The following is an 18,585-nucleotide window of genomic DNA, read 5'->3' as shown; positions in this document are numbered from 1 at the left end:
GAAATTGCGTCGATTGGGCCTAGCGGAATTGGGCCAGGAACCGCAGGTCGTTGTCGAAGAACAGACGCAAATCGTTGACGCCATAACGCAGCATGGCCAGGCGCTCGGCGCCCATGCCGAAGGCGAAGCCCTGGAATTCTTCCGGGTCGATGCCGGACATGCGTAGCACGTTCGGGTGCACCATGCCGCAGCCCATCACTTCCAGCCAGCCGGTCTGCTTGCACACGCGGCAGCCTTTGCCGGAACACATCACGCACTGGATGTCGACTTCGGCGGACGGTTCGGTGAACGGGAAGAACGACGGGCGGAAGCGCACGGCCAGTTCTTTCTCGAAGAACACCCGCAGGAACTCTTCGATGGTGCCCTTGAGGTCGGCGAAGTTGATGTCGCGGTCGATCAGCAGGCCTTCGACCTGGTGGAACATCGGCGAGTGGGTGATATCCGAGTCGCAGCGGTAGACACGGCCCGGGCACACAATGCGGATCGGCGGCTGGGTGGACTCCATGGTCCGCACCTGCACCGGCGAGGTGTGGGTGCGCAGCAGCATGTTGGCATTGAAGTAGAAGGTGTCATGCATCGCCCGGGCCGGGTGGTGGCCGGGGATGTTGAGCGCTTCGAAGTTGTGGTAGTCGTCTTCGACCTCGGGGCCTTCGGCGATGCCGTAGCCGATGTGGGTGAAGAACTGCTCGATGCGCTCGAGTGTACGGGTGATCGGGTGCAGGCCACCGGTGGCCTGGCCGCGACCTGGCAGGGTCACATCAATGCATTCGGCGGCCAGGCGAGCGCTGAGCTCGGCCTCTTCGAAGCCTGCCTTGCGTGCGTTGAGCACCTCGGTAACGCGCTCTTTGGCGTCGTTGATCAGCGCGCCGACTTTCGGCCGCTCTTCGGCTGGCAGGTTGCCCAGGGTCTTCATTACCTGGGTCAGTTCGCCCTTCTTGCCGAGATACTGAACCCGGATCTGTTCCAGGGCATTGATGTCTTCAGCGCGCTCCACAGCCTCAAGGGCTTGGGAGACCAGCGCATCCAGGTTTTCCATGTACAGACTCCAGATACGAAAATAGGGGAAGAGCTTTGAAGGCTCTTCCCCTATCGATGACGTTTTACACCCGCCAGCGCAACGCGCTGACGGATGATTGTCGTGGGTACTTAAGCCAGAACGGCTTTAGCTTTCTCGACAATTGCAGCAAACGCCGCTTTTTCGTTCACTGCCAGGTCAGCCAGAACCTTACGGTCGATTTCGATCGACGCCTTTTTCAGGCCAGCAATCAGACGGCTGTAGGACAGACCGTTGGTGCGGGCACCGGCGTTGATACGAGCGATCCACAGTGCGCGGAACTGACGCTTCTTCTGGCGACGGTCGCGGTAGGCGTATTGGCCTGCCTTGATGACTGCCTGCTTGGCTACGCGGAATACGCGCGAGCGTGCACCGTAGTAACCTTTAGCCAGTTTCAGAATTTTTTTGTGACGCTTACGAGCGATAACGCCGCGCTTTACACGAGCCATGAGTAACTTCCTCTATCTTTGACCAGAATTAACGTACGCGCAGCATGCGCTCGACTTTTGCAACGTCGGACGGGTGCAGCAGGCTGCTACCACGCAGTTGACGCTTACGCTTGGTCGACATTTTGGTCAGGATGTGGCTCTTGAAAGCGTGCTTGTGCTTGAAGCCGGAAGCGGTCTTCAGGAAGCGCTTCGCAGCACCGCTCTTGGTTTTCATTTTTGGCATGTTGGAACTCCGCATTCGATAAAATTACACATAATCATCAGGCCTGCCGTGCCCGGGAGATTACTTCTTTTTCTTGGGGGCGATGACCATCATAAGCTGGCGTCCTTCCATCTTCGGATGCTGCTCAACGGCGCCGTATTCGGCGAGGTCAGCTTCGACCCGCTTCAACAGCTCCATGCCCAGCTCCTGGTGAGCCATCTCACGGCCACGGAATCTCAGAGAGATCTTGGCCTTGTCCCCATCAGTAAGGAAACGTACCAGGTTGCGTAGTTTTACCTGGTAATCCCCTTCCTCCGTCCCTGGACGAAACTTGATTTCTTTAATCTGGATCTGCTTCTGGTTCTTCTTGGCTTCGTTAGCCTGCTTCTTCTTCTCGAAGAGGTGCTTGCCGTAGTCCATGACCTTGCAGACCGGTGGTACCGCGTCTGCAGAGATTTCTACCAGGTCCAGCTTCGCTTCATCAGCGATACGCAGCGCTTCATCAATCGAGACGATGCCAACCTGCTCGCCGTCTGCGCCAATTAACCGAACCTCGCGGGCCGAGATATTCTCGTTGATCGGGGCCTTCGGTGCAGCACGCTTATCGTTTCTCATTTCACGCTTAATAGTCATTACTCCGATTCTTGGCGACCACGCCGGGAAACCGCTTGTGTCAGGAGCTCAGCGAACTGGGCGACGGGCATGGAGCCCAAGTCTGCGCCTTCGCGAGTACGCACAGCGACGGTTTGCGTTTCGACTTCGCGATCCCCTATAACCAAAAGGTACGGGACCTTGAGCAAAGTATGCTCGCGGATTTTAAAGCCGATCTTCTCATTTCTCAAGTCCGACTTGGCACGGAAACCGCTACCGTTCAGAGATTTCTCAACCTCGAGGGCGAAATCGGCCTGTTTGTCGGTGATGTTCATGATCACCGCCTGGGTCGGTGCCAGCCACGCTGGGAACACGCCTGCGTAATGCTCGATGAGCATGCCGATGAAGCGCTCGAACGAACCGAGGATGGCGCGGTGCAGCATCACCGGGCGCTTGCGCGCGTTGTCTTCGGCAATGTAGCTGGCGTCCAGCCGCTCGGGCAGGTTCGGGTCGTACTGCAGGGTGCCGCACTGCCAGTTACGGCCCAGGCAGTCGCGCAGGGTGAACTCGATCTTCGGGCCGTAGAACGCGCCCTCGCCCGGCTGGTACTCCCACTCCAGGCCCGATTCGTTCAGAGCGTCGGCCAGTGCGCCTTCGGCACGGTCCCACAGCTCTTCGGAACCGACACGCTTGGCCGGACGGGTGGACAACTTCATGGCCACGTCGGTGAAACCGAAGTCCTTGTACACGTCCAGGGTCAGTTTGATGAAGTCGGCCGCTTCCTTCTTCACCTGATCTTCGGTGCAGAAGATATGCGCGTCGTCCTGCACGAAGCCACGCACGCGCATGATGCCGTGCAGGGCGCCGGACGGCTCGTTACGGTGGCAGGCACCGAACTCGGCCAGGCGCAGAGGCAGGTCGCGGTAGCTCTTCAGGCCCTGGTTGAACACCTGCACGTGGCATGGGCAGTTCATCGGCTTTACCGCGAAGTCGCGGCTTTCCGATGAAGTGGTGAACATGTTCTCGGCATAGTTGGACCAGTGGCCGGAACGCTCCCAGAGAATGCGGTCGACAACCTGCGGCGTCTTGATTTCCTGGTAGCCGTTCTCGCGCTGGATCTTGCGCATGTACTGCTCGAGTACCTGATAGACCGTCCAGCCGTTGGCGTGCCAGAACACCATGCCCGGGGCTTCTTCCTGCAAATGGAAGAGGTCGAGCTGCTTGCCGATCTTGCGGTGGTCGCGCTTTTCGGCTTCTTCGATGCGCTGGATGTAGGCGGCCAGCTGCTTCTTGTCGGCCCAGGCGGTGCCATACACGCGTTGCAGCTGCTCGTTCTTGGCATCGCCGCGCCAGTAGGCGCCGGACAGCTTGGTCAGCTTGAATGCCTTGAGGAAGCGGGTGTTCGGCACGTGCGGGCCACGGCACATGTCGACGTATTCTTCGTGGTAGTACAGGCCCATGGCCTGTTCGTCCGGCATGTCTTCGACCAGGCGCAGCTTGTAGTCTTCGCCACGGGTCTTGAACACATCGATGACTTCGGCGCGCGGGGTCATCTTCTTGACGACGTCGTAGTCCTTCTCGATCAGCTGCTGCATGCGCTTTTCGATGGCGGCCAGGTCTTCAGGGGTGAAGGGGCGCTCGTAGGCGATGTCGTAGTAGAAGCCTTCGTCGATGACCGGGCCGATGACCATCTTGGCGGTCGGGTACAGCTGCTTCACCGCGTGGCCGATCAGGTGGGCGCACGAGTGACGGATGATCTCCAGTCCCTCTTCATCTTTAGGGGTGATGATCTGCAGCTTGGCGTCGTGGGTGATCAGGTCGCAGGCATCGACCAGTTTGCCATCGACCTTGCCGGCCAGGGTGGCTTTTGCCAGACCTGCACCGATCGACGCGGCAACATCGGCTACGGAAACGGCGTGATCGAACGCGCGTTGGCTGCCATCGGGAAGAGTAATAACGGGCATGGCGCCTCCTCTCCTAGTGGTGACCCCTACCAAAGGTCACGTGGGTTGGGATGAGCCAGTACAAGATCCGACCTGCCTTCCCTTGGGGAAGCCTGCCTCACAGTGGCAGAAGCCTTTCGGCTTGCCAGGGGGACCTGAGTGACTGGAAGGTAAAAAGATAGCTGCAGGTATATAGCTGCAAGCCGAGCATGCTAGCACGCGGGTTGCGCAGCAGGCAGAAATATTTGGAAATTGCGCTTTTACGGTGAACTAACGCAGAAAAATCCCTATCAGATTTTGGGAAGCAACCTACTCTTGATGAGACCTTAACCCAAGGAGTAACTGGTTATGCGAGTTCAGTCTCTTCTGGCCCTTGCCGCCGCCGGCGCCCTGCTGCTACCGCTCGGTGCACACGCGGGCGAATTCCCTTCCGGGGCAAAAGCCAACTACATGAGCCAATGCACTCAAGCAGCCACCGGCCAGGGCCTGGACGCCAAATCGGCAGACAAGCACTGCAAGTGCGGAGCAGAAGCTATCGAAAAGAATTTTACCACCGCAGAGATCGCGGACCTGGACAGCAAGGATGGCGTTGATGCCAAACTGATGCAGCGCGCCCAGACCGCCGTGCGCCAGGCCTGCACACCTAAATCCTGAGGCTGGCAGCCGTTCACCACGCATCATTTGGCCTGGATCAATATCCTGCGAAGGTAAAAGGCGCCACATCCGCAGAATTAGACTATGATGTTCCCCGTGCTCCGTAGCCTCGGCCACATTGCACCACCGAAAAAATCAAAATGTACTGGAGATTCACCCCATGTCCAATCGCCAACAAGGCACCGTCAAATGGTTCAATGATGAGAAAGGCTACGGCTTCATCACCCCAGCAGGCGGCGGCGACGACCTGTTCGTACACTTCAAGGCCATCGAATCCGACGGCTTCAAGAGCCTGAAAGAAGGCCAGGTTGTTTCCTTCGTCGCCGAGCGCGGCCAGAAGGGCATGCAGGCTGCACAGGTTCGTCCGGAGTAATTCGGAAGCTGTAAAAAAAACCCGCCTTCGTGGCGGGTTTTTTTATGGCTTGAGCTTTGTCATTGCCGGCGATGAGGCCAGTGCGATCAACCGCAGTTGACCCGAGTCACCACACCACGCTCGTCCACGTTCAGGTTCAAACGCTCGGAGCGGTATTCCAGGGTCACCACATCATGCGGCTTGAGGATACGCGCCATCTGCGAGCCACTGCCCTTGCGCGCCTGCTCGAGCAGGTCGGCACTGGCCGGCTTGCCGATAGCGAAGTCGGCACCACTGGCCTCGCAACGGCCATCGTTGCTGGCAGGAACAGATGGCTCCTTGCTACCACCCGAGTTACCACCCGTGCTGCAACCAGCGAGCACAACAGCCACCAGCAAGGTTGCCAGGGAAGCGCGAGTTTGGAACATGAATCCTCCTAAATCGATCTGGGAACTGCCTGATCGGACAGCTCCACCAGCCATTCGTTGCAAAACGCCCAAGTCTGCCTGAACTCGGCACGTCAGACGAAAGGCAATCGTCACCGAATTTTGCAGCGTTTGTCACAAGCCGCTTGGTTTAAGGCGTGAAGCTTTTTATGCTTGGAGGCGAAAGCCATTGACGCAATGTCATGATTTACTTTAAGAAGTGAAGGCACAATGCCTTCTTCGAACACCAGGGTCAGGTGTTCGCCCTTCCGCACCGGGCCCCCAGTGAGAGCCTTTCATGAGCAGCCATAGCATCGACGCCGATATCAAGGTCAAGTGGGCCGAAGGCCAGAGCGCCTACAGCCCCGGCACGCCCGAAGAATTGCTGCTGATCGCCATCGACCTGCTGGTGCGCGACCGCGGCGGCGAAGCGGCGCGCAGCTTCATCGATCAGGTGTTCGAGCGCTACGCGCCGCACACGGCTATTGCAATCGAGCCAGGCGCGCGCTGAGCAGGTCGAAGAAGCCCTGAGCGTCACCCTCCGCCACCCACATCACGTTGGCCGGCCGCTTGAGCACGCCGTACCAGTCGGCGACGGTCTGGCCGAAGGTCGGGCCTTCGCGGCTGTCGACGCTCACGTGGATGCGCCGGCCGCTGAACAGCTCGGGTTTGAGTAGGTAGGCGATAACGCTGGCGTCATGCACCGGGCCGCCGGGTAGGCCGTACTGGTCCATATCGTGCTTGATGTAGGCGTTGAGAATGTCCACCACCAACTGGCTGGCGTGGTTGTTGACCGCGGCGAGTTGCTTGAGGCGTGCGTCGCTGGTCAGCATCTTGTGGGTGACATCCAGGGGCAGGTAGGTCAGTGGCACGCCACTGGCCAGCACCACCTCGGCGGCGTGCGGGTCGGCGAACAGGTTGAATTCGGCTACCGGGGTGATGTTGCCACCATTGAAGTGGGCGCCACCCATCACGATCACTTCCTTGATGCCTTTGGCGATTTCCGGCTTCTGGGTGAGTGCCAGGGCCAGGTTGGTCTGCGGGCCGAGCATGGCCAGGGTGATGCTCTGCGGTTTGGCGGTGCCCAGGGTATCGACCAGGTACTGCACCGCATTGCCTTGGGCCAGGGGCTGCTTGGGCTCATGCACCTGCACACCGGTCAGGCCTTCTTCGCCATGCACTTCGGCGGCGTAGATAGGCGTGCGCACCAGCGGGCGCCCTGCCCCGGCGTACACCGGGATGTCTTCACGGCCTGCCCACTCGCGGGCCAGGCGGGCGTTGCGCGAGGTCTTGTCGAGGCGCACGTTGCCGGCCACGGTGGTGATGGCGCGGATGTTGAGCTCGTCCGGGGAGGCCATGGCGAGGAACAGTGCGACCACGTCGTCGGCGCCGGGGTCGGTGTCGATGATCAGCTCGCGGGGGGCGGCCTGGAGGGTGGTGGTGGCGGCTGCGGCCATGAGGGTGAGTCCTTGTAGCAGGGGCTTGAGCATGGGGCACTCCTGTTGCCTTTGGATCGGGCGGGGCCGCTTTGCGGCCCAATCGCGGATGAATCCGCTCCTACGGGAGCCTAGAAGGTGACGCCGGAGATCAGGGCGATGTTGCTATAGGGCTGACACTCGCCGGTGCGCACCACGGCACGGGCATTGCGCGACAACACCTTGAATGCTTCATGGCTCAGCCATTCGCGCTTGCCGAGCTTGGCCTTCAAGCGCTCGATCTCTACCAGCGCCGGCGGCACGACCTTTTGCATTTCTTCAGCCAGCACATGGCGCTCTACCTGCAGCTCACTGAGCACCGCCCGCAACACGCTGGCAAAGTCCGGGATACCTGGCGTCAACGCCAGGTCGATCAGCTCGACACCCGGCGGCACCGGAAGCCCGGCATCGCCGATCACCAGGATGTCGCCATGGCCCATGCCGGCAATGGTGCGCGACAAGGCCACATTGAGCAGCGCGGTCTTTTTCATGGGGTCAGCTCCGCCAGGAAAGGGATCGAGGGTTGAGCACCGGCACGGGTAACGGACAACGCGGCGGCGCGCTGGCCGAACGCGATCGCCTCGCCCTCCTCCTTGCCCTGCACCAGCGCTGCGGCAAAGCCGCCGACGAAGGTATCGCCCGCTGCCGTGGTATCCAGCGGCTTGACCTGCGGCGCCGGGAAGTGCCGGCTGCCATCAGGGGTGACGAACAGCGCGCCCTGCGCGCCCAGGGTGACGATGACCTTGCCTGCACCCAACTGCAGCAGGCGCTCAGCGGCGCGACGGGCACTGTCCAGGTCGCGCACCGGCTCGCCCGTCAGCGCCTCGGCCTCGTGCTCATTGGGGATCAGGTAGTCGATGTTGGCGAACCACTCGGCCGGCAGCGGGCCGGTGACCGGCGCCGGGTTGAGAATCACACGCTTGCCCAGCTCACGCCCCCTGGACAGCACCCAGGCCACGGTGGCGGCAGGCACTTCGAGCTGGCAGACGACCACCTCGGCGACCTGCAGCAACCCATCGAACCGCTGCACCGCCTCAGGCGTCAGCAGGCCATTGCCGCCGGGAATGATGACGATGCAGTTCTGGCTGGCCGCATCCACGGTAATCAGCGCCACGCCACTGGACACACCCGGGCACACACCAACCGCCTGGCAATCGATGCCCTCCACCTCCAGGGCCTGGCGCAATTGAAGGCCATAAGCATCATCGCCCACGTTGCCGACCATGGCCACGCTGGCGCCCAGGCGCGCCACCGCCACCGCCTGGTTGGCCCCTTTGCCACCGGGCACTGTGAAGAAGCTTTCTCCCGCCAATGTCTCCCCCGGCCGCGGCAGCCGCTCGGCGCGGGCCACCAGGTCCATGTTGAGGCTACCGACCACCAGCACCTTGGCACTCATGACGATTCCTTAGCGGTAATCATTGAACAAGTCTGGGCGCGGCCCGGTGGATTCACGCAAGACGATGCGCGGGGCGACGATGCGCTGCTCGGCCGCCTCCCGGCGCGGCGTGGCGATACGCGACAGCAGCAGCGCCGCAGCGTTTTCGCCCAGCTCGCGAATCGACTGGCCGACCGTGGTCAACGGCGGGTACACGTAACGGCTCAGCTCGATGTCGTCGAAACCGATCACCGACAGCTCGCCCGGTACGCTGATGTTGCGCTCGGCCGCCGCACGCAGCACGCCGAAGCCGATCATGTCGTTGCCGGCGAAGATCGCCGTGGGTCGCCGGCCATCGAGCAACTGCGCAGCAGCCGCATGGCCGCCCGGGCTGGTGAAGTCGCAATGCAGCACATTGCCGCTCTGCACTTCGACCTGCGCCTCGGCCAGCGCACGCCGGAAACCGGCCAGGCGCAGTTGGCTGACACCGGTTTCAGCCGGGCCGCCGATGTAGGCGATGTCGCGATGTCCCAGTTCGAGCAGATGGCAGGTCGCCAGGTACGCGCCATGCTCATGGTCGATGCGCACCAGGTCGGCCTCCACGCCCTCCAACTCGCGGTCGACGATGACCATGGGCGTGCGCACGCAGGCCAGGCTCTGCAGCAGGTCGCTGTCTTCACCTACCGACGCGACCACCAGGCCATCGATACGTTTTTCCAACAGCACGCGCAGGTAGCTGCGCTGCTTTTGCGGGTTGTCGTCGGAGTTGCACAGGATCACGCAATAGCCGTTGCGCTCGCAGGCATCCTCAATGCCGCGCGCCAGCTCGGCGAAATAGGGGTTGACGCTATTGGGCACCAGCAAACCGATGGTGGCCGTGCTGCGCGCCTTGAGTGAACGCGCCACGGCGCTGGGCACGTAGTCAAGCTCGGCGATGGCCGCTTCGACCTTGAGCCTCACCTGCTCACTGACGGGGCGGGTCTTGTTCAGGACATGTGAAACGGTGGTGTAGGAAATACCCGCAAGTGCAGCGACGTCTTTGATGGTTGCCATGTTTTCAGTTCCGCCGGTTCGAGCGCCGGCTGCGATAAGTGTCGAGCACCACGGCGATCACGATGACCGCCCCGGTGATGATGCGTTTGGTGGGTTCCGATGCGCCGATCTGCGCCAGGCCTGCGGCCAGCACGGAAATGATCAGCACACCGAAGAAGGTACTGATGACCGATCCGCGCCCGCCCATCAGGCTGGTGCCGCCGATGACCACCGCGGCGATCACCTGCAATTCAAGGCCAGCGCCGGCGTTGGGGTCGGCGGCTTCCAGCCGGGAAATCTGGAACAGCGCCGCCAGGCCCGCCAGCAGGCCCATCAGGGCGAACACCAGCACCTTGTACGGGCGCGGGTCGATACCGGCCAGGCGCACGGCCTCTTCGTTGGTGCCGATGCCGATCAGGTAGCGGCCGAACACGGTGCGGGTCAGCACCAGTTGAGCGAAGACGATCACCAGCAAGGCAATGATGAAGGCCGGCGAGATGCCGAAGGCGATCGGGTTGGAAAACCAGGCATAGGCATCGCCGATGTAGGCGGTGCGCGAGTCGGTGAACTGATAGGCCAGGCCTCGGGCCATTTCCAGCACACCCAGGGAAACGATGAACGTCGGAATACGCCAGGCCACGGTGACCGCGCCGGTGACGCTGCCGGCCAGGGCCGCGACCGCCATACCGAGCAAGGCGGACGGCAGCACACCCCAGCCCCAACCGAGGATCGCCACGCTGACCGTGGACGCCGCCAGGGCCAGCACCGAGCCGACCGAGAGGTCGATGCCGCCGATGATCAGCACGAAGGTCATGCCCACGGCCAGCACCATCAGGTCGGGGATCTGGTTGGCCAGGGTGCTGAAGGTGGCGTAGGACCAGAAGTGGCTGCTGAGCAGCGAAAACAGCACGATCATCGCCAACAAGGCGCCGGCCAGGCCCAGATAGGTGCCAAGGCCGAAGTAGGTGCCGCTGCGGCGCGGGGTCGTACTGCCGGAGGTTTCGAGGGGTGTGGTTTTCATGCATCCATCCTGGGTGCTGCGTCGTGCAGCAAGGCGTCACGTTTCTGGTAGCCAGCGAAGGCGGCAGCGAGCAGCTGGTCCTGGCTCCAATGGTCGCGCTCGAAGGTATCGATCAGGCGGCCGGCACTGAGCACGGCGATGCGGTCGCAGATCAGCATCAGCTCGCGCAGGTCGCTGGACACCACCACCAGCGCCTTGCCCTGGCGCGCCAGTTCGGCCAGCAGGCCATAGATGTCGAACTTGGCGCCCACGTCTATGCCGCGGGTCGGCTCGTCGAACAAAAGCACCTGGCAATCACGCTCCAGCCAGCGGCCGATCACCACTTTTTGCTGGTTGCCGCCCGACAGCTCGCCGACCGCCTGGGCAGCGCTGGCACTGCGAATGCGCATGGCCGCAATCTGCCGATCGGCGAGCGCCCGCTCGGCAACGCCATTGAGCACCCCGGCGCGCGACACGGCGCCGAGATTGCCCAGGGCGATGTTTGCGCTGATCGATTGCGACAGCAGCAGGCCCTCGCCCTTGCGGTCTTCGGTAATCAGGGCGATGCCAGCCTTGACTGCGGCCTTGGGCGAATCGATGGTCACCTCCCGCAGCGGCTGGCCCAGGGCAATGCTGCCGCTGTCGGCGCGGTCGGCGCCGAAGATCAGCCGCAGCAGTTCGGTGCGCCCAGCGCCGATTAGCCCGGAGATACCAAAGATCTCCCCTGCCCTGACTTGCAGCGACACGTCGCGCACCTTGTCGCCGCGGCACAGGTGCTCGACCTTGAGCAGCGGCGCCCCGATCGTGCGCCGGCCCAGGTCGATGTGTTCACCCAGCTCGCGGCCCACCATCAGGTTGACCAGCTCGTTGCTGCTGTATCGCTGGATCGGCTCATCACACACCAGCTTGCCGTCGCGCAGCACGACGATGCGCTGGGCAACACGCTGCAATTCTTCGAGGCGATGGGATATGTAGACGATGGCCACGCCGCGCTGACGCAGGCGCTCGATCTGCACGAACAGCAGCTCCACCTCGCGGGCGGTGAGCATGGCCGTGGGTTCGTCGAAGATCAGCACATGGCAGTCGCCGATCAGGTTGCGGGCGATCTCGACCATCTGCTGGTGGCCGATGCCCAGTTCGCCAACCGGGGTATCCGGGTCGATGGCGTCGAGGCCGACCTGGGCCATGGCGGCCGTGGCCAGCTGGCGCAGACGCTTCTGGCTGATCCAGCCGAAACGGCTGGGCAGGTTGTCGAGGAACAGGTTCTCGGCCACGGTCAGGGTCGGCAGCAGGTTGAGTTCCTGCATCACCATGCGCACACCCAGCCGCTCGGCATCGCTGCGGCTGCCGGGGGCATAGGCCTGACCGCGGTAGCGCATATGGCCGGTGGTGGGTGTTTCGAGGCCGCTGAAGAGCTTGGACAGGGTGCTCTTGCCCGCGCCGTTTTCGCCAGTCAGGGCCAGCACTTCACCGGCGCGCAGGGTCAGGCTGACGTCGCCGAGCACCGGCTGGGCGTAGCTTTTGCCCAGCCCGGTGGCGATCAGCACCCCTTCAACGGCCGTAGCGGACATGGCCATCTCTCCTGGGCGTCAAGGCTTGGTGATCAGGGTGACCGGGGTCTGGATGACGTTGTCGGCATCCACGTCCGGTTTTTCGCCCTTGAGCATCTTCAGCGCCGCCTGGATGCCGAACACTGCCTGCTGGCTGGCGGCCTGGTCGAGGGTGGCGAGCACGCGGCCATCCTTGAGCATCGGCTTGATGGCGTTGATGTTGTCGTAGCCCACCACTTGCACCTGGCCGGCCTTGCCGGCAGCGCGCACGGCCGAGACAGCGCCCAGGGCCATGCTGTCGTTGCCGGCCAGCAGGGCCTTGAGGTCGGGGTATTCGTTGAGCATCGAAGCGGCGACGCTGTTGCCCTTGTCGATTTCCCAGTTGCCGGACTGCGTCGAGACGATCTTCATCCCTGCAGCGTCCATGGCGTCCTTGAAGCCCGCTGTGCGCTGCTGGGCATTGGTGGTGGTCGGCACGCCTTCGATGATGCCGACCTGGTCACCGGCCTTGAGTTTTTCCTTGGCCAGGTAGTCACCAACCAGACGCGCACCCTTGCGGTTGTCGGGGCCGACGAAGGGCACACTGATGTTCTTGCTCTTGAGCACGTCGGGGTCAAGGCGGTTGTCGATGTTGACCACGGTGATGCCGGCGTCCATGGCCTTCTTAACCACGGGCACCAGGGCTTTGGAATCGGCCGGGGCGATGATGATCGCCTTGGCGCCGGTGGAGATCATCTGCTCCACGATGCGGATCTGGTTGACGGTGTCGGTCTCATCCTTGATGCCGTTGGCCACAAGTTCGAAGTCATCGGCATGTTTTTTCTGATAGGCCTTGGCGCCGTCTTCCATGGTGCGGAAGAACTCGTTGGCCAGGGACTTCATCACCAAGGCGACCTTGGGCTTGTCTTCTGCATGGGCAGATAACGGCATGACGAGGGGCAGCGAGGAAATGACGGCGAGCGCTAGCAGACGACCGGGGAACGGCAGCTTCATGGGAGATGACTCCGAATCTTGTGGTTTTTATCGGATCGCAAACGTTTGCGTTGGGTAACTATGGAAACAGGATCCCTATTTGTCAAATCCGTTTCGCTTTTGGGGGGTTAGCCGCTCTAGCGCAGATTATCTGGGATTTTTACGAAAAACCGAACAGCTTTTCCTATTCTTGTTCGGAGTTCCGAATGGCTGGATTACCGCTCCAGCCATTGGAGCCGTGTTGCGGCGGCGTTTCGAGCCGGCTGCGCCCGGGTGGTATGAAAACTGCGTGGCATGGCGTGCAACACCAAAAAATCTCAATAGGAAGAGAGAGAACAAAAACGATGAATGCTGCACTTAAAACTTTTGCCCCCAGCGCACTCGCCCTGCTGCTGATCCTGCCCTCCATGGCCTCGGCCAAGGAAGTCGAAAACCAACAGAAGCTGGCCAACGTGGTAATCCTCGCCACCGGCGGCACCATTGCCGGCGCAGGCGCCAGCGCGGCCAACAGCGCCACCTACCAAGCCGCCAAGCTCGGCGTCGACAAGCTCATCGCTGGTGTACCGGAACTGGCCGACCTGGCCAACGTGCGCGGCGAGCAGGTGATGCAGATCGCCTCCGAAAGCATCACCAACGACGACCTGCTCAAGCTGGGCAAGCGCGTGGCCGAGCTTGCCGACAGCAATGACGTGGACGGCATCGTCATCACCCACGGTACCGACACCCTGGAAGAAACCGCCTACTTCCTCAACCTGGTGGAAAAGACCGACAAGCCCATCGTGGTGGTCGGCTCCATGCGCCCCGGCACCGCCATGTCCGCAGACGGCATGCTCAACCTGTACAACGCAGTGGCCGTGGCCAGCAACAAGGATTCGCGTGGCAAGGGCGTGCTGGTGACCATGAACGACGAGATCCAGTCCGGGCGCGATGTGAGCAAGTCGATCAACATCAAGACCGAAGCCTTCAAGAGCGCCTGGGGCCCGCTGGGCATGGTGGTGGAAGGCAAGTCCTACTGGTTCCGCCTGCCGGCCAAGCGTCACACGGTCAACTCCGAGTTCGACATCAAGCAGATCAGCGCCCTGCCCCAGGTGGACATCGCCTACGGTTACGGCAACGTGACCGATACGGCTTACAAGGCCCTGGCACAGAACGGCGCCAAGGCGTTGATCCATGCCGGCACTGGCAATGGCTCGGTGTCGTCGCGGGTGGTACCGGCGCTGCAGGAACTGCGCAAGAATGGGGTGCAGATCATCCGTTCTTCCCACGTCAACCAGGGCGGCTTCGTACTGCGTAACGCCGAGCAGCCTGACGACAAGAACGACTGGGTCGTCGCCCATGACCTTAACCCGCAGAAAGCGCGCATCCTGGCCATGGTGGCGATGACCAAGACCCAGGACAGCAAGGAGCTGCAGCGGATCTTCTGGGAATACTGATCCCGGCAGGCCCAGCCAGCGTCACGGGGCTTTTCACCTGACAGGCTGTTGCGAAAAATACTACAGTGAAATACTGTATGCGCATACAGCAAAACAAGGAAAAGCCCCGTGGCCAGTACTGCCCCCGCAACGCCGAGCAGCTATGAACAACTGGGTGTGCGCATCCAGAAGATCATCAACAGCCCCACCGCCCAGCGCAGCCGCGCCGCACTGATCTTCCGCCTGGCCCACGAGTCGCCGGACGATTGGGAAACCCTGCTCGAAGAAATCGCCGAGAACGACAACGTCACCCTCGCCCACCGCGACGATGGCGGCGTGCAGATTTTCTGGACGGTGCCGAAGGAAGACTGATCGCGCATGAGAGTTTCGCTTTTTGCCGCGACCTGCCTGCTGCTCGCCACCCCGTTAGCCCTCGCCGATGCACCCCGCACCTTCCAGGAGGCCAAGAAGGTCGCCTGGAAGCTGTACGCGCCGCAATCGACGGAGTTCTATTGCGGCTGCAAGTACAAGGGCAACAAGGTCGACCTGGCCTCCTGCGGCTATTCACCGCGCAAGAACGCCCAGCGCGCCTCGCGCATCGAATGGGAGCACATCGTGCCAGCCTGGCAGATCGGCCATCAGCGCCAATGCTGGCAAGAGGGCGGGCGCAAGCAGTGCTCGCGCCACGACGACATCTATAATCGCGCCGAAGCCGACCTGCACAACCTGGTGCCCAGCATCGGTGAGGTCAATGGCGATCGCAGCAACTTCAGCTTCGGCTGGCTGCCCCAGCAGCAGGGCCAATATGGCCGCTGCCTGACCCAGGTCGATTTCAAGGCCAAGAAGGTGATGCCGCGCCCGTCGATCCGCGGGATGATCGCGCGCACCTATTTCTACATGAGCAAGCAGTACAACCTGCGCTTGTCGAAACAGGACCGTCAGTTGTTCGAAGCCTGGAACAAGACCTACCCACCACAAGCCTGGGAGCAGCAACGCAACCAGCAGGTGGCGTGCGTCATGGGGCGCGGCAACGACTTTGTCGGGCCGGTGAACCTCAAGGCCTGCGGCTGAGGTTCAGGGCAGCGTCTGCAGGTAGGCGCTGGCTTCCCGGTAACGGGCCAGCCGCGCCAGGTCGGCAGGACCAGGGCATGGAATGCGCGAAAGATCGCTGTTGTCCGCAAGGTCGGCCAGCTTCACGGTGCGAGCCAGAGGGTCGACGCCCAGGCGCACCACGAAATCCTCATAGCTCTCGCCCTGACGCCGACTCAATGCCAGCAAGGCAGCCAGAATCTTCAGCGCGAAGCCCTCGCGCGCAAGATCGGACAGCGTAAGCGAAGTGTCTTCAATGACATCGTGCAGCACAGCGACGATCCGCTGCTCGGGCGTAGACACCCGCATCATCACTCGCAAGGGGTGCAGAATATACGCCGCCCCACCCTTGTCGTATTGCCCTTCATGCGCTCTGGCGGCCACTACGATGGCCCGTTCCAGTGTAGACATGAGGCCCTCCCCGTTCAGCCATCTCCCAAGGCAAGCATAGCCGGCCTGGGAGGCAGATGACAGGGCGCCTGCGCCGGGCTTCTGGCGTCAGCGTTGGGCGCCGTGCTGGATAACCACCGAATCCGTGCCCAGCTTGGCCATGACCTCGGCCTTGCGTGCCTCGGCTTCTTCGCGGGTCGGGAATGGCCCCATCAGCACCACCGGCTTGCCCTCGCGGTATTCGACCGAGGACGGGATGCCCTTCTCGATCAGGCGTGCGGTCATGTCGCTCAGTGCGCCCATGTTGGCGCCCTGGATCACTTCCACATCCCAACCCTCAGGTGCCGGCTGGCCGGCCAGAGCCTCGGCGCGACGCTGCAAGTCGGCACCGCCGCACATTTCGCGGATGCGCAGGTTGTTGCCGGTGTCGTCGACGATGATCTGGTACTGGCCATCAGTACCCTTGATGGCCACATAGCTGCGGTAGGCTTCGTACTGCCCGGCATCGTCCTTGCCGCGCACCTGGCCACAAATGGTGCCCTTGGTGTCGATCCGTACGTTGCCGAACTTGGCGGTCTTGGGGTTGTTCAGGTGCTCGGCCACCTGCTTGTGCACACCTTCCACCTCGTTTTCACAGCCCGCCAGGGCCAGCACTGCCATTACCACTGCCAGTTTGCGCACGCGTGTACCTCCAGATTCGAAGGGGCGGATTCTAGCATGGCGCCCCATGGCCCGAACCGCGACCATACGTTACACCCTGCGACAAAGACTTTTGTGCGGGCAAACAAAAAAGGCGACCCTTTCGGATCGCCCTTTCTGAGATTTGGTAGGCACAATTGGACTCGAACCAACGACCCCCACCATGTCAAGGTGGTGCTCTAACCAACTGAGCTATGTGCCTGTCGTGTGGTGCGCATATTAGTGATCAGATGCACACCTGTAAAGCGTTTTTTTCAAAAAAATCAAAAACTTTCAGAACCCGGGCAGCCGCTTTACAAACGGCCGGATACAGCCCCGAAATGCAGAAAGGGCGAACCTTTCGGATCGCCCTTTCTGGGATTTGGTAGGCACAATTGGACTCGAACCAACGACCCCCACCATGTCAACAAGAGGAACCCGAAGGCCCGCCCCTTCTAGATCAAGCCCTTGAGAGAACGCCCATTCACATTTGAGGCGTCATCATGGCAACCATTCGCTCCCTCCCATCTGGTAACTGGAACGCTCAAGTCAGACTCAAGGGTAAGCCCCCTCAGTCCAAGACCTTCAAGACTCAGGAAGAAGCTCAAGCATGGGCTGGCAAGCTTGAGGCTGTCACCAAGCAACACCGAGAGCACACCATCTACACGCTAGGCATGTCCTACTGTGAATCCCTTCTCAAGGGCAAGGGTAGCTATGCCCATGCCATCCAAATCGTTGAGCAGCTAGCTCACGCCTTCCCACAACCCATCAAGCAAATCACCCCTAAGGATGTGAACGACTTCAAATTGAAGCGCCTGGAATCTGTGAAGCCAGCCACCTGTAGGACTCAGCTAGCGTTCATGTCTAGGTTCTTCAAGTATGCGAAGCGTGAACTCCTAATCAACATTGCCAACCCTGTTACTGAGGTGTCGCTTCCTAAGCCATCGAAGCCTAGCGACAAGGTAGTCAGTGCGTATGAACTGAACCTGATGCTGAAAGAGTTAACACCCACCATGGCGCTCATAGCGGAGCTAGCCTATGAAACGGCAATGAGACGCTCCGAGATACTCAAGCTAACAGTCAATTGCTTGCACCTAGAACAACGCATTGCAGATGTAGTGGATGGTAAGAACGGCACTAGGTCTGTACCTCTCACCAAACGAGCCATAGAGCTTCTGAAGAAGGCCATATGCTTGGCTCATGCGGAGCGTATACCCAAGGGTAGATTGTTCACTGTACGCCCTCACAGCGTCTCACAGGCTGTCAGGAAGGCGAGAAACAGAGCAGGCCTTGATAAGTCAGTGAAGCTACATCAGTTAAGACACACACGCATCACTAACGTAGCTAAGAAGGGATTCAATAACGCTCAAATAATGATTGTATCCGGGCATAGGGATACAAGGTCCGTTGCTAGGTACTCACACCTCAACGCTAAAGACGTCCTACACCTCATAGACTGAGCACACCGTTAGCAACCCCAAGGCCTTAGGAGAATCAATCTAGGGCCTTTTTCCAATCCCAACAAATACACCCCCTCTTTTGTATACGTTTCTCACCCCTACCAGTATATTTAGTATAGACATAGAATTTTGAGAGGGAGAGAGTTATGCAGTAAGCACGATCAGGAATTACAACTAAAAAATACAAACCCTAAAGGAAAGCATAGAACATGATAACCATTGAAGACATTGCAAAAATTCAGCACAAACAACTTAATACCCTATCCTCCAAATTGATCTACCTCATTATTAGAAATGAGAAAAAGGAGGACGGATGGTCAGCCATTAGCCTTGCCGCTTTCGAGAGCGCAACAGGCATGTCTAGTAATTCAGTAGCACGAACACTCAACCGACTTATCAAAGTTGGACTCATCGAGCAAAACCCAAGCAAAGAACACCCCAACTCCACTAATGAATATCGAATTATCGAACTGTAAGGAACC

General features: G+C 60.7%; 23 protein-coding genes and 1 tRNA gene. 8 read left to right on the top strand and 16 right to left on the bottom strand.

What is annotated here, in order from left to right; all coding sequences use genetic code 11:
* Positions 1 to 19 precede the first annotated feature (19 nt).
* The 5 genes from pheS to thrS all read right to left on the bottom strand — a co-directional run bounded on the left by pheS (position 20) and on the right by thrS (position 4,260).
* A complete protein-coding gene (gene pheS, locus KU43P_RS10030) occupies positions 20 to 1,036 on the bottom strand; it encodes a phenylalanine--tRNA ligase subunit alpha (protein WP_176514290.1) in 1,017 nt (338 codons plus the stop codon).
* 110 nt (positions 1,037 to 1,146) lie between these two features.
* Entirely contained in the window at positions 1,147 to 1,503 is a 357-nt protein-coding gene (gene rplT / locus KU43P_RS10025; protein WP_003250671.1) for a 50S ribosomal protein L20, read from the bottom strand.
* A 28-nt stretch (positions 1,504 to 1,531) separates the two neighbouring features.
* Positions 1,532 to 1,726 (bottom strand): 50S ribosomal protein L35, encoded by a 195-nt coding sequence (gene rpmI, locus KU43P_RS10020; RefSeq protein WP_009394045.1) that lies wholly within the window; start codon positions 1,724 to 1,726, stop codon positions 1,532 to 1,534.
* 60 nt (positions 1,727 to 1,786) lie between these two features.
* Complete coding sequence (infC, locus tag KU43P_RS10015) at positions 1,787 to 2,338, bottom strand: translation initiation factor IF-3 (protein WP_176515932.1); 552 nt, start codon at positions 2,336 to 2,338, stop codon at positions 1,787 to 1,789.
* Positions 2,338 to 4,260 carry a threonine--tRNA ligase gene (gene thrS, locus KU43P_RS10010; RefSeq protein ID WP_317662715.1) on the bottom strand — a complete coding sequence of 641 codons (1,923 nt, stop codon included), beginning with the start codon at positions 4,258 to 4,260 and terminating at the stop codon, positions 2,338 to 2,340. Before thrS ends, infC begins: the two co-directional genes overlap by 1 nt.
* Before the next feature lie 327 nt (positions 4,261 to 4,587).
* Between thrS and KU43P_RS10005 the strand changes: the two genes are divergently transcribed.
* Both KU43P_RS10005 and KU43P_RS10000 read left to right on the top strand, forming a co-directional pair.
* A complete protein-coding gene (locus KU43P_RS10005) occupies positions 4,588 to 4,893 on the top strand; it encodes a hypothetical protein (protein ID WP_317662713.1) in 306 nt (101 codons plus the stop codon).
* Between the two features lie 160 nt (positions 4,894 to 5,053).
* Positions 5,054 to 5,266 carry a cold-shock protein gene (locus KU43P_RS10000; RefSeq protein WP_317662711.1) on the top strand — a complete coding sequence of 71 codons (213 nt, stop codon included), beginning with the start codon at positions 5,054 to 5,056 and terminating at the stop codon, positions 5,264 to 5,266.
* 86 nt (positions 5,267 to 5,352) lie between these two features.
* On the opposite strand, the gene KU43P_RS09995 is transcribed toward KU43P_RS10000, so the two are convergent.
* Positions 5,353 to 5,673, bottom strand: coding sequence for an I78 family peptidase inhibitor (locus KU43P_RS09995; RefSeq protein ID WP_317662709.1), 321 nt, complete (start codon positions 5,671 to 5,673; stop codon positions 5,353 to 5,355).
* A gap of 295 nt (positions 5,674 to 5,968) precedes the next feature.
* Between KU43P_RS09995 and KU43P_RS09990 the strand changes: the two genes are divergently transcribed.
* The gene (locus KU43P_RS09990; RefSeq protein WP_317662707.1) at positions 5,969 to 6,181 is read left to right on the top strand and encodes a hypothetical protein; all 213 of its coding nucleotides are present in this window, start codon (positions 5,969 to 5,971) and stop codon (positions 6,179 to 6,181) included.
* On the opposite strand, the gene KU43P_RS09985 is transcribed toward KU43P_RS09990, so the two are convergent.
* The 7 genes from KU43P_RS09985 to KU43P_RS09955 all read right to left on the bottom strand — a co-directional run bounded on the left by KU43P_RS09985 (position 6,153) and on the right by KU43P_RS09955 (position 13,095).
* Positions 6,153 to 7,160: a nucleoside hydrolase gene (locus tag KU43P_RS09985; protein ID WP_317662706.1), complete on the bottom strand. Its 1,008-nt coding sequence runs from the start codon at positions 7,158 to 7,160 to the stop codon at positions 6,153 to 6,155. The two genes, KU43P_RS09990 and KU43P_RS09985, sit on opposite strands and share 29 nt — an antisense overlap.
* Positions 7,161 to 7,237: 77 nt before the next feature.
* Positions 7,238 to 7,636 (bottom strand): D-ribose pyranase, encoded by a 399-nt coding sequence (rbsD, locus tag KU43P_RS09980; RefSeq protein ID WP_317662704.1) that lies wholly within the window; start codon positions 7,634 to 7,636, stop codon positions 7,238 to 7,240.
* Positions 7,633 to 8,541, bottom strand: coding sequence for a ribokinase (gene rbsK / locus KU43P_RS09975; protein WP_317662702.1), 909 nt, complete (start codon positions 8,539 to 8,541; stop codon positions 7,633 to 7,635). Before rbsK ends, rbsD begins: the two co-directional genes overlap by 4 nt.
* A gap of 9 nt (positions 8,542 to 8,550) precedes the next feature.
* Positions 8,551 to 9,573 (bottom strand): LacI family DNA-binding transcriptional regulator, encoded by a 1,023-nt coding sequence (locus tag KU43P_RS09970; RefSeq protein ID WP_317662700.1) that lies wholly within the window; start codon positions 9,571 to 9,573, stop codon positions 8,551 to 8,553.
* A gap of 4 nt (positions 9,574 to 9,577) precedes the next feature.
* On the bottom strand, positions 9,578 to 10,573 hold the full coding sequence (locus KU43P_RS09965; RefSeq protein ID WP_317662698.1) for an ABC transporter permease: 996 nt from the start codon (positions 10,571 to 10,573) through the stop codon (positions 9,578 to 9,580).
* Positions 10,570 to 12,123, bottom strand: a complete 1,554-nt coding sequence (locus KU43P_RS09960; protein ID WP_317662697.1) for a sugar ABC transporter ATP-binding protein — start codon at positions 12,121 to 12,123, stop codon at positions 10,570 to 10,572. The genes KU43P_RS09965 and KU43P_RS09960 overlap by 4 nt, the downstream gene beginning before the upstream one ends.
* Before the next feature lie 18 nt (positions 12,124 to 12,141).
* Positions 12,142 to 13,095, bottom strand: a complete 954-nt coding sequence (locus tag KU43P_RS09955; RefSeq protein WP_317662695.1) for a sugar ABC transporter substrate-binding protein — start codon at positions 13,093 to 13,095, stop codon at positions 12,142 to 12,144.
* Between the two features lie 323 nt (positions 13,096 to 13,418).
* Here KU43P_RS09955 and KU43P_RS09950 point away from each other — a divergent pair, with 323 nt between their 5' ends.
* From KU43P_RS09950 to KU43P_RS09940, 3 genes are all read left to right on the top strand, one after another.
* Positions 13,419 to 14,507, top strand: a complete 1,089-nt coding sequence (locus tag KU43P_RS09950; RefSeq protein WP_317662694.1) for an asparaginase — start codon at positions 13,419 to 13,421, stop codon at positions 14,505 to 14,507.
* Positions 14,508 to 14,615: 108 nt separating this feature from the next.
* Positions 14,616 to 14,858, top strand: coding sequence for a DUF1654 domain-containing protein (locus KU43P_RS09945; RefSeq protein ID WP_317662693.1), 243 nt, complete (start codon positions 14,616 to 14,618; stop codon positions 14,856 to 14,858).
* A 6-nt stretch (positions 14,859 to 14,864) separates the two neighbouring features.
* Positions 14,865 to 15,557 (top strand): endonuclease I family protein, encoded by a 693-nt coding sequence (locus tag KU43P_RS09940; RefSeq protein ID WP_317662692.1) that lies wholly within the window; start codon positions 14,865 to 14,867, stop codon positions 15,555 to 15,557.
* A gap of 3 nt (positions 15,558 to 15,560) precedes the next feature.
* Here the strand turns inward: KU43P_RS09940 and KU43P_RS09935 are convergent, their stop codons facing one another.
* From KU43P_RS09935 to KU43P_RS09925, 3 genes are all read right to left on the bottom strand, one after another.
* The gene (locus tag KU43P_RS09935) at positions 15,561 to 15,986 is read right to left on the bottom strand and encodes a GTP pyrophosphokinase (protein ID WP_317662690.1); all 426 of its coding nucleotides are present in this window, start codon (positions 15,984 to 15,986) and stop codon (positions 15,561 to 15,563) included.
* An 87-nt stretch (positions 15,987 to 16,073) separates the two neighbouring features.
* Positions 16,074 to 16,646, bottom strand: coding sequence for an SPOR domain-containing protein (locus KU43P_RS09930; protein WP_317662688.1), 573 nt, complete (start codon positions 16,644 to 16,646; stop codon positions 16,074 to 16,076).
* Positions 16,647 to 16,789: 143 nt separating this feature from the next.
* Positions 16,790 to 16,866: transfer RNA gene (locus KU43P_RS09925), tRNA-Val, on the bottom strand.
* Between the two features lie 280 nt (positions 16,867 to 17,146).
* On the opposite strand from KU43P_RS09925, the gene KU43P_RS09920 reads away from it, so the two are divergent.
* Both KU43P_RS09920 and KU43P_RS09915 read left to right on the top strand, forming a co-directional pair.
* Positions 17,147 to 18,103 carry a tyrosine-type recombinase/integrase gene (locus KU43P_RS09920; RefSeq protein WP_317662686.1) on the top strand — a complete coding sequence of 319 codons (957 nt, stop codon included), beginning with the start codon at positions 17,147 to 17,149 and terminating at the stop codon, positions 18,101 to 18,103.
* 209 nt (positions 18,104 to 18,312) lie between these two features.
* Positions 18,313 to 18,579 (top strand): helix-turn-helix domain-containing protein, encoded by a 267-nt coding sequence (locus KU43P_RS09915; RefSeq protein WP_317662684.1) that lies wholly within the window; start codon positions 18,313 to 18,315, stop codon positions 18,577 to 18,579.
* Positions 18,580 to 18,585: the final 6 nt, after the last annotated feature.

The organism is Pseudomonas sp. KU43P (assembly GCF_033095865.1).
In the GTDB taxonomy this organism is placed as follows: domain Bacteria; phylum Pseudomonadota; class Gammaproteobacteria; order Pseudomonadales; family Pseudomonadaceae; genus Aquipseudomonas.
Note: the sequence above shows the minus strand (reverse complement) of the source record. Positions and strands in the feature narration are given on the sequence as shown.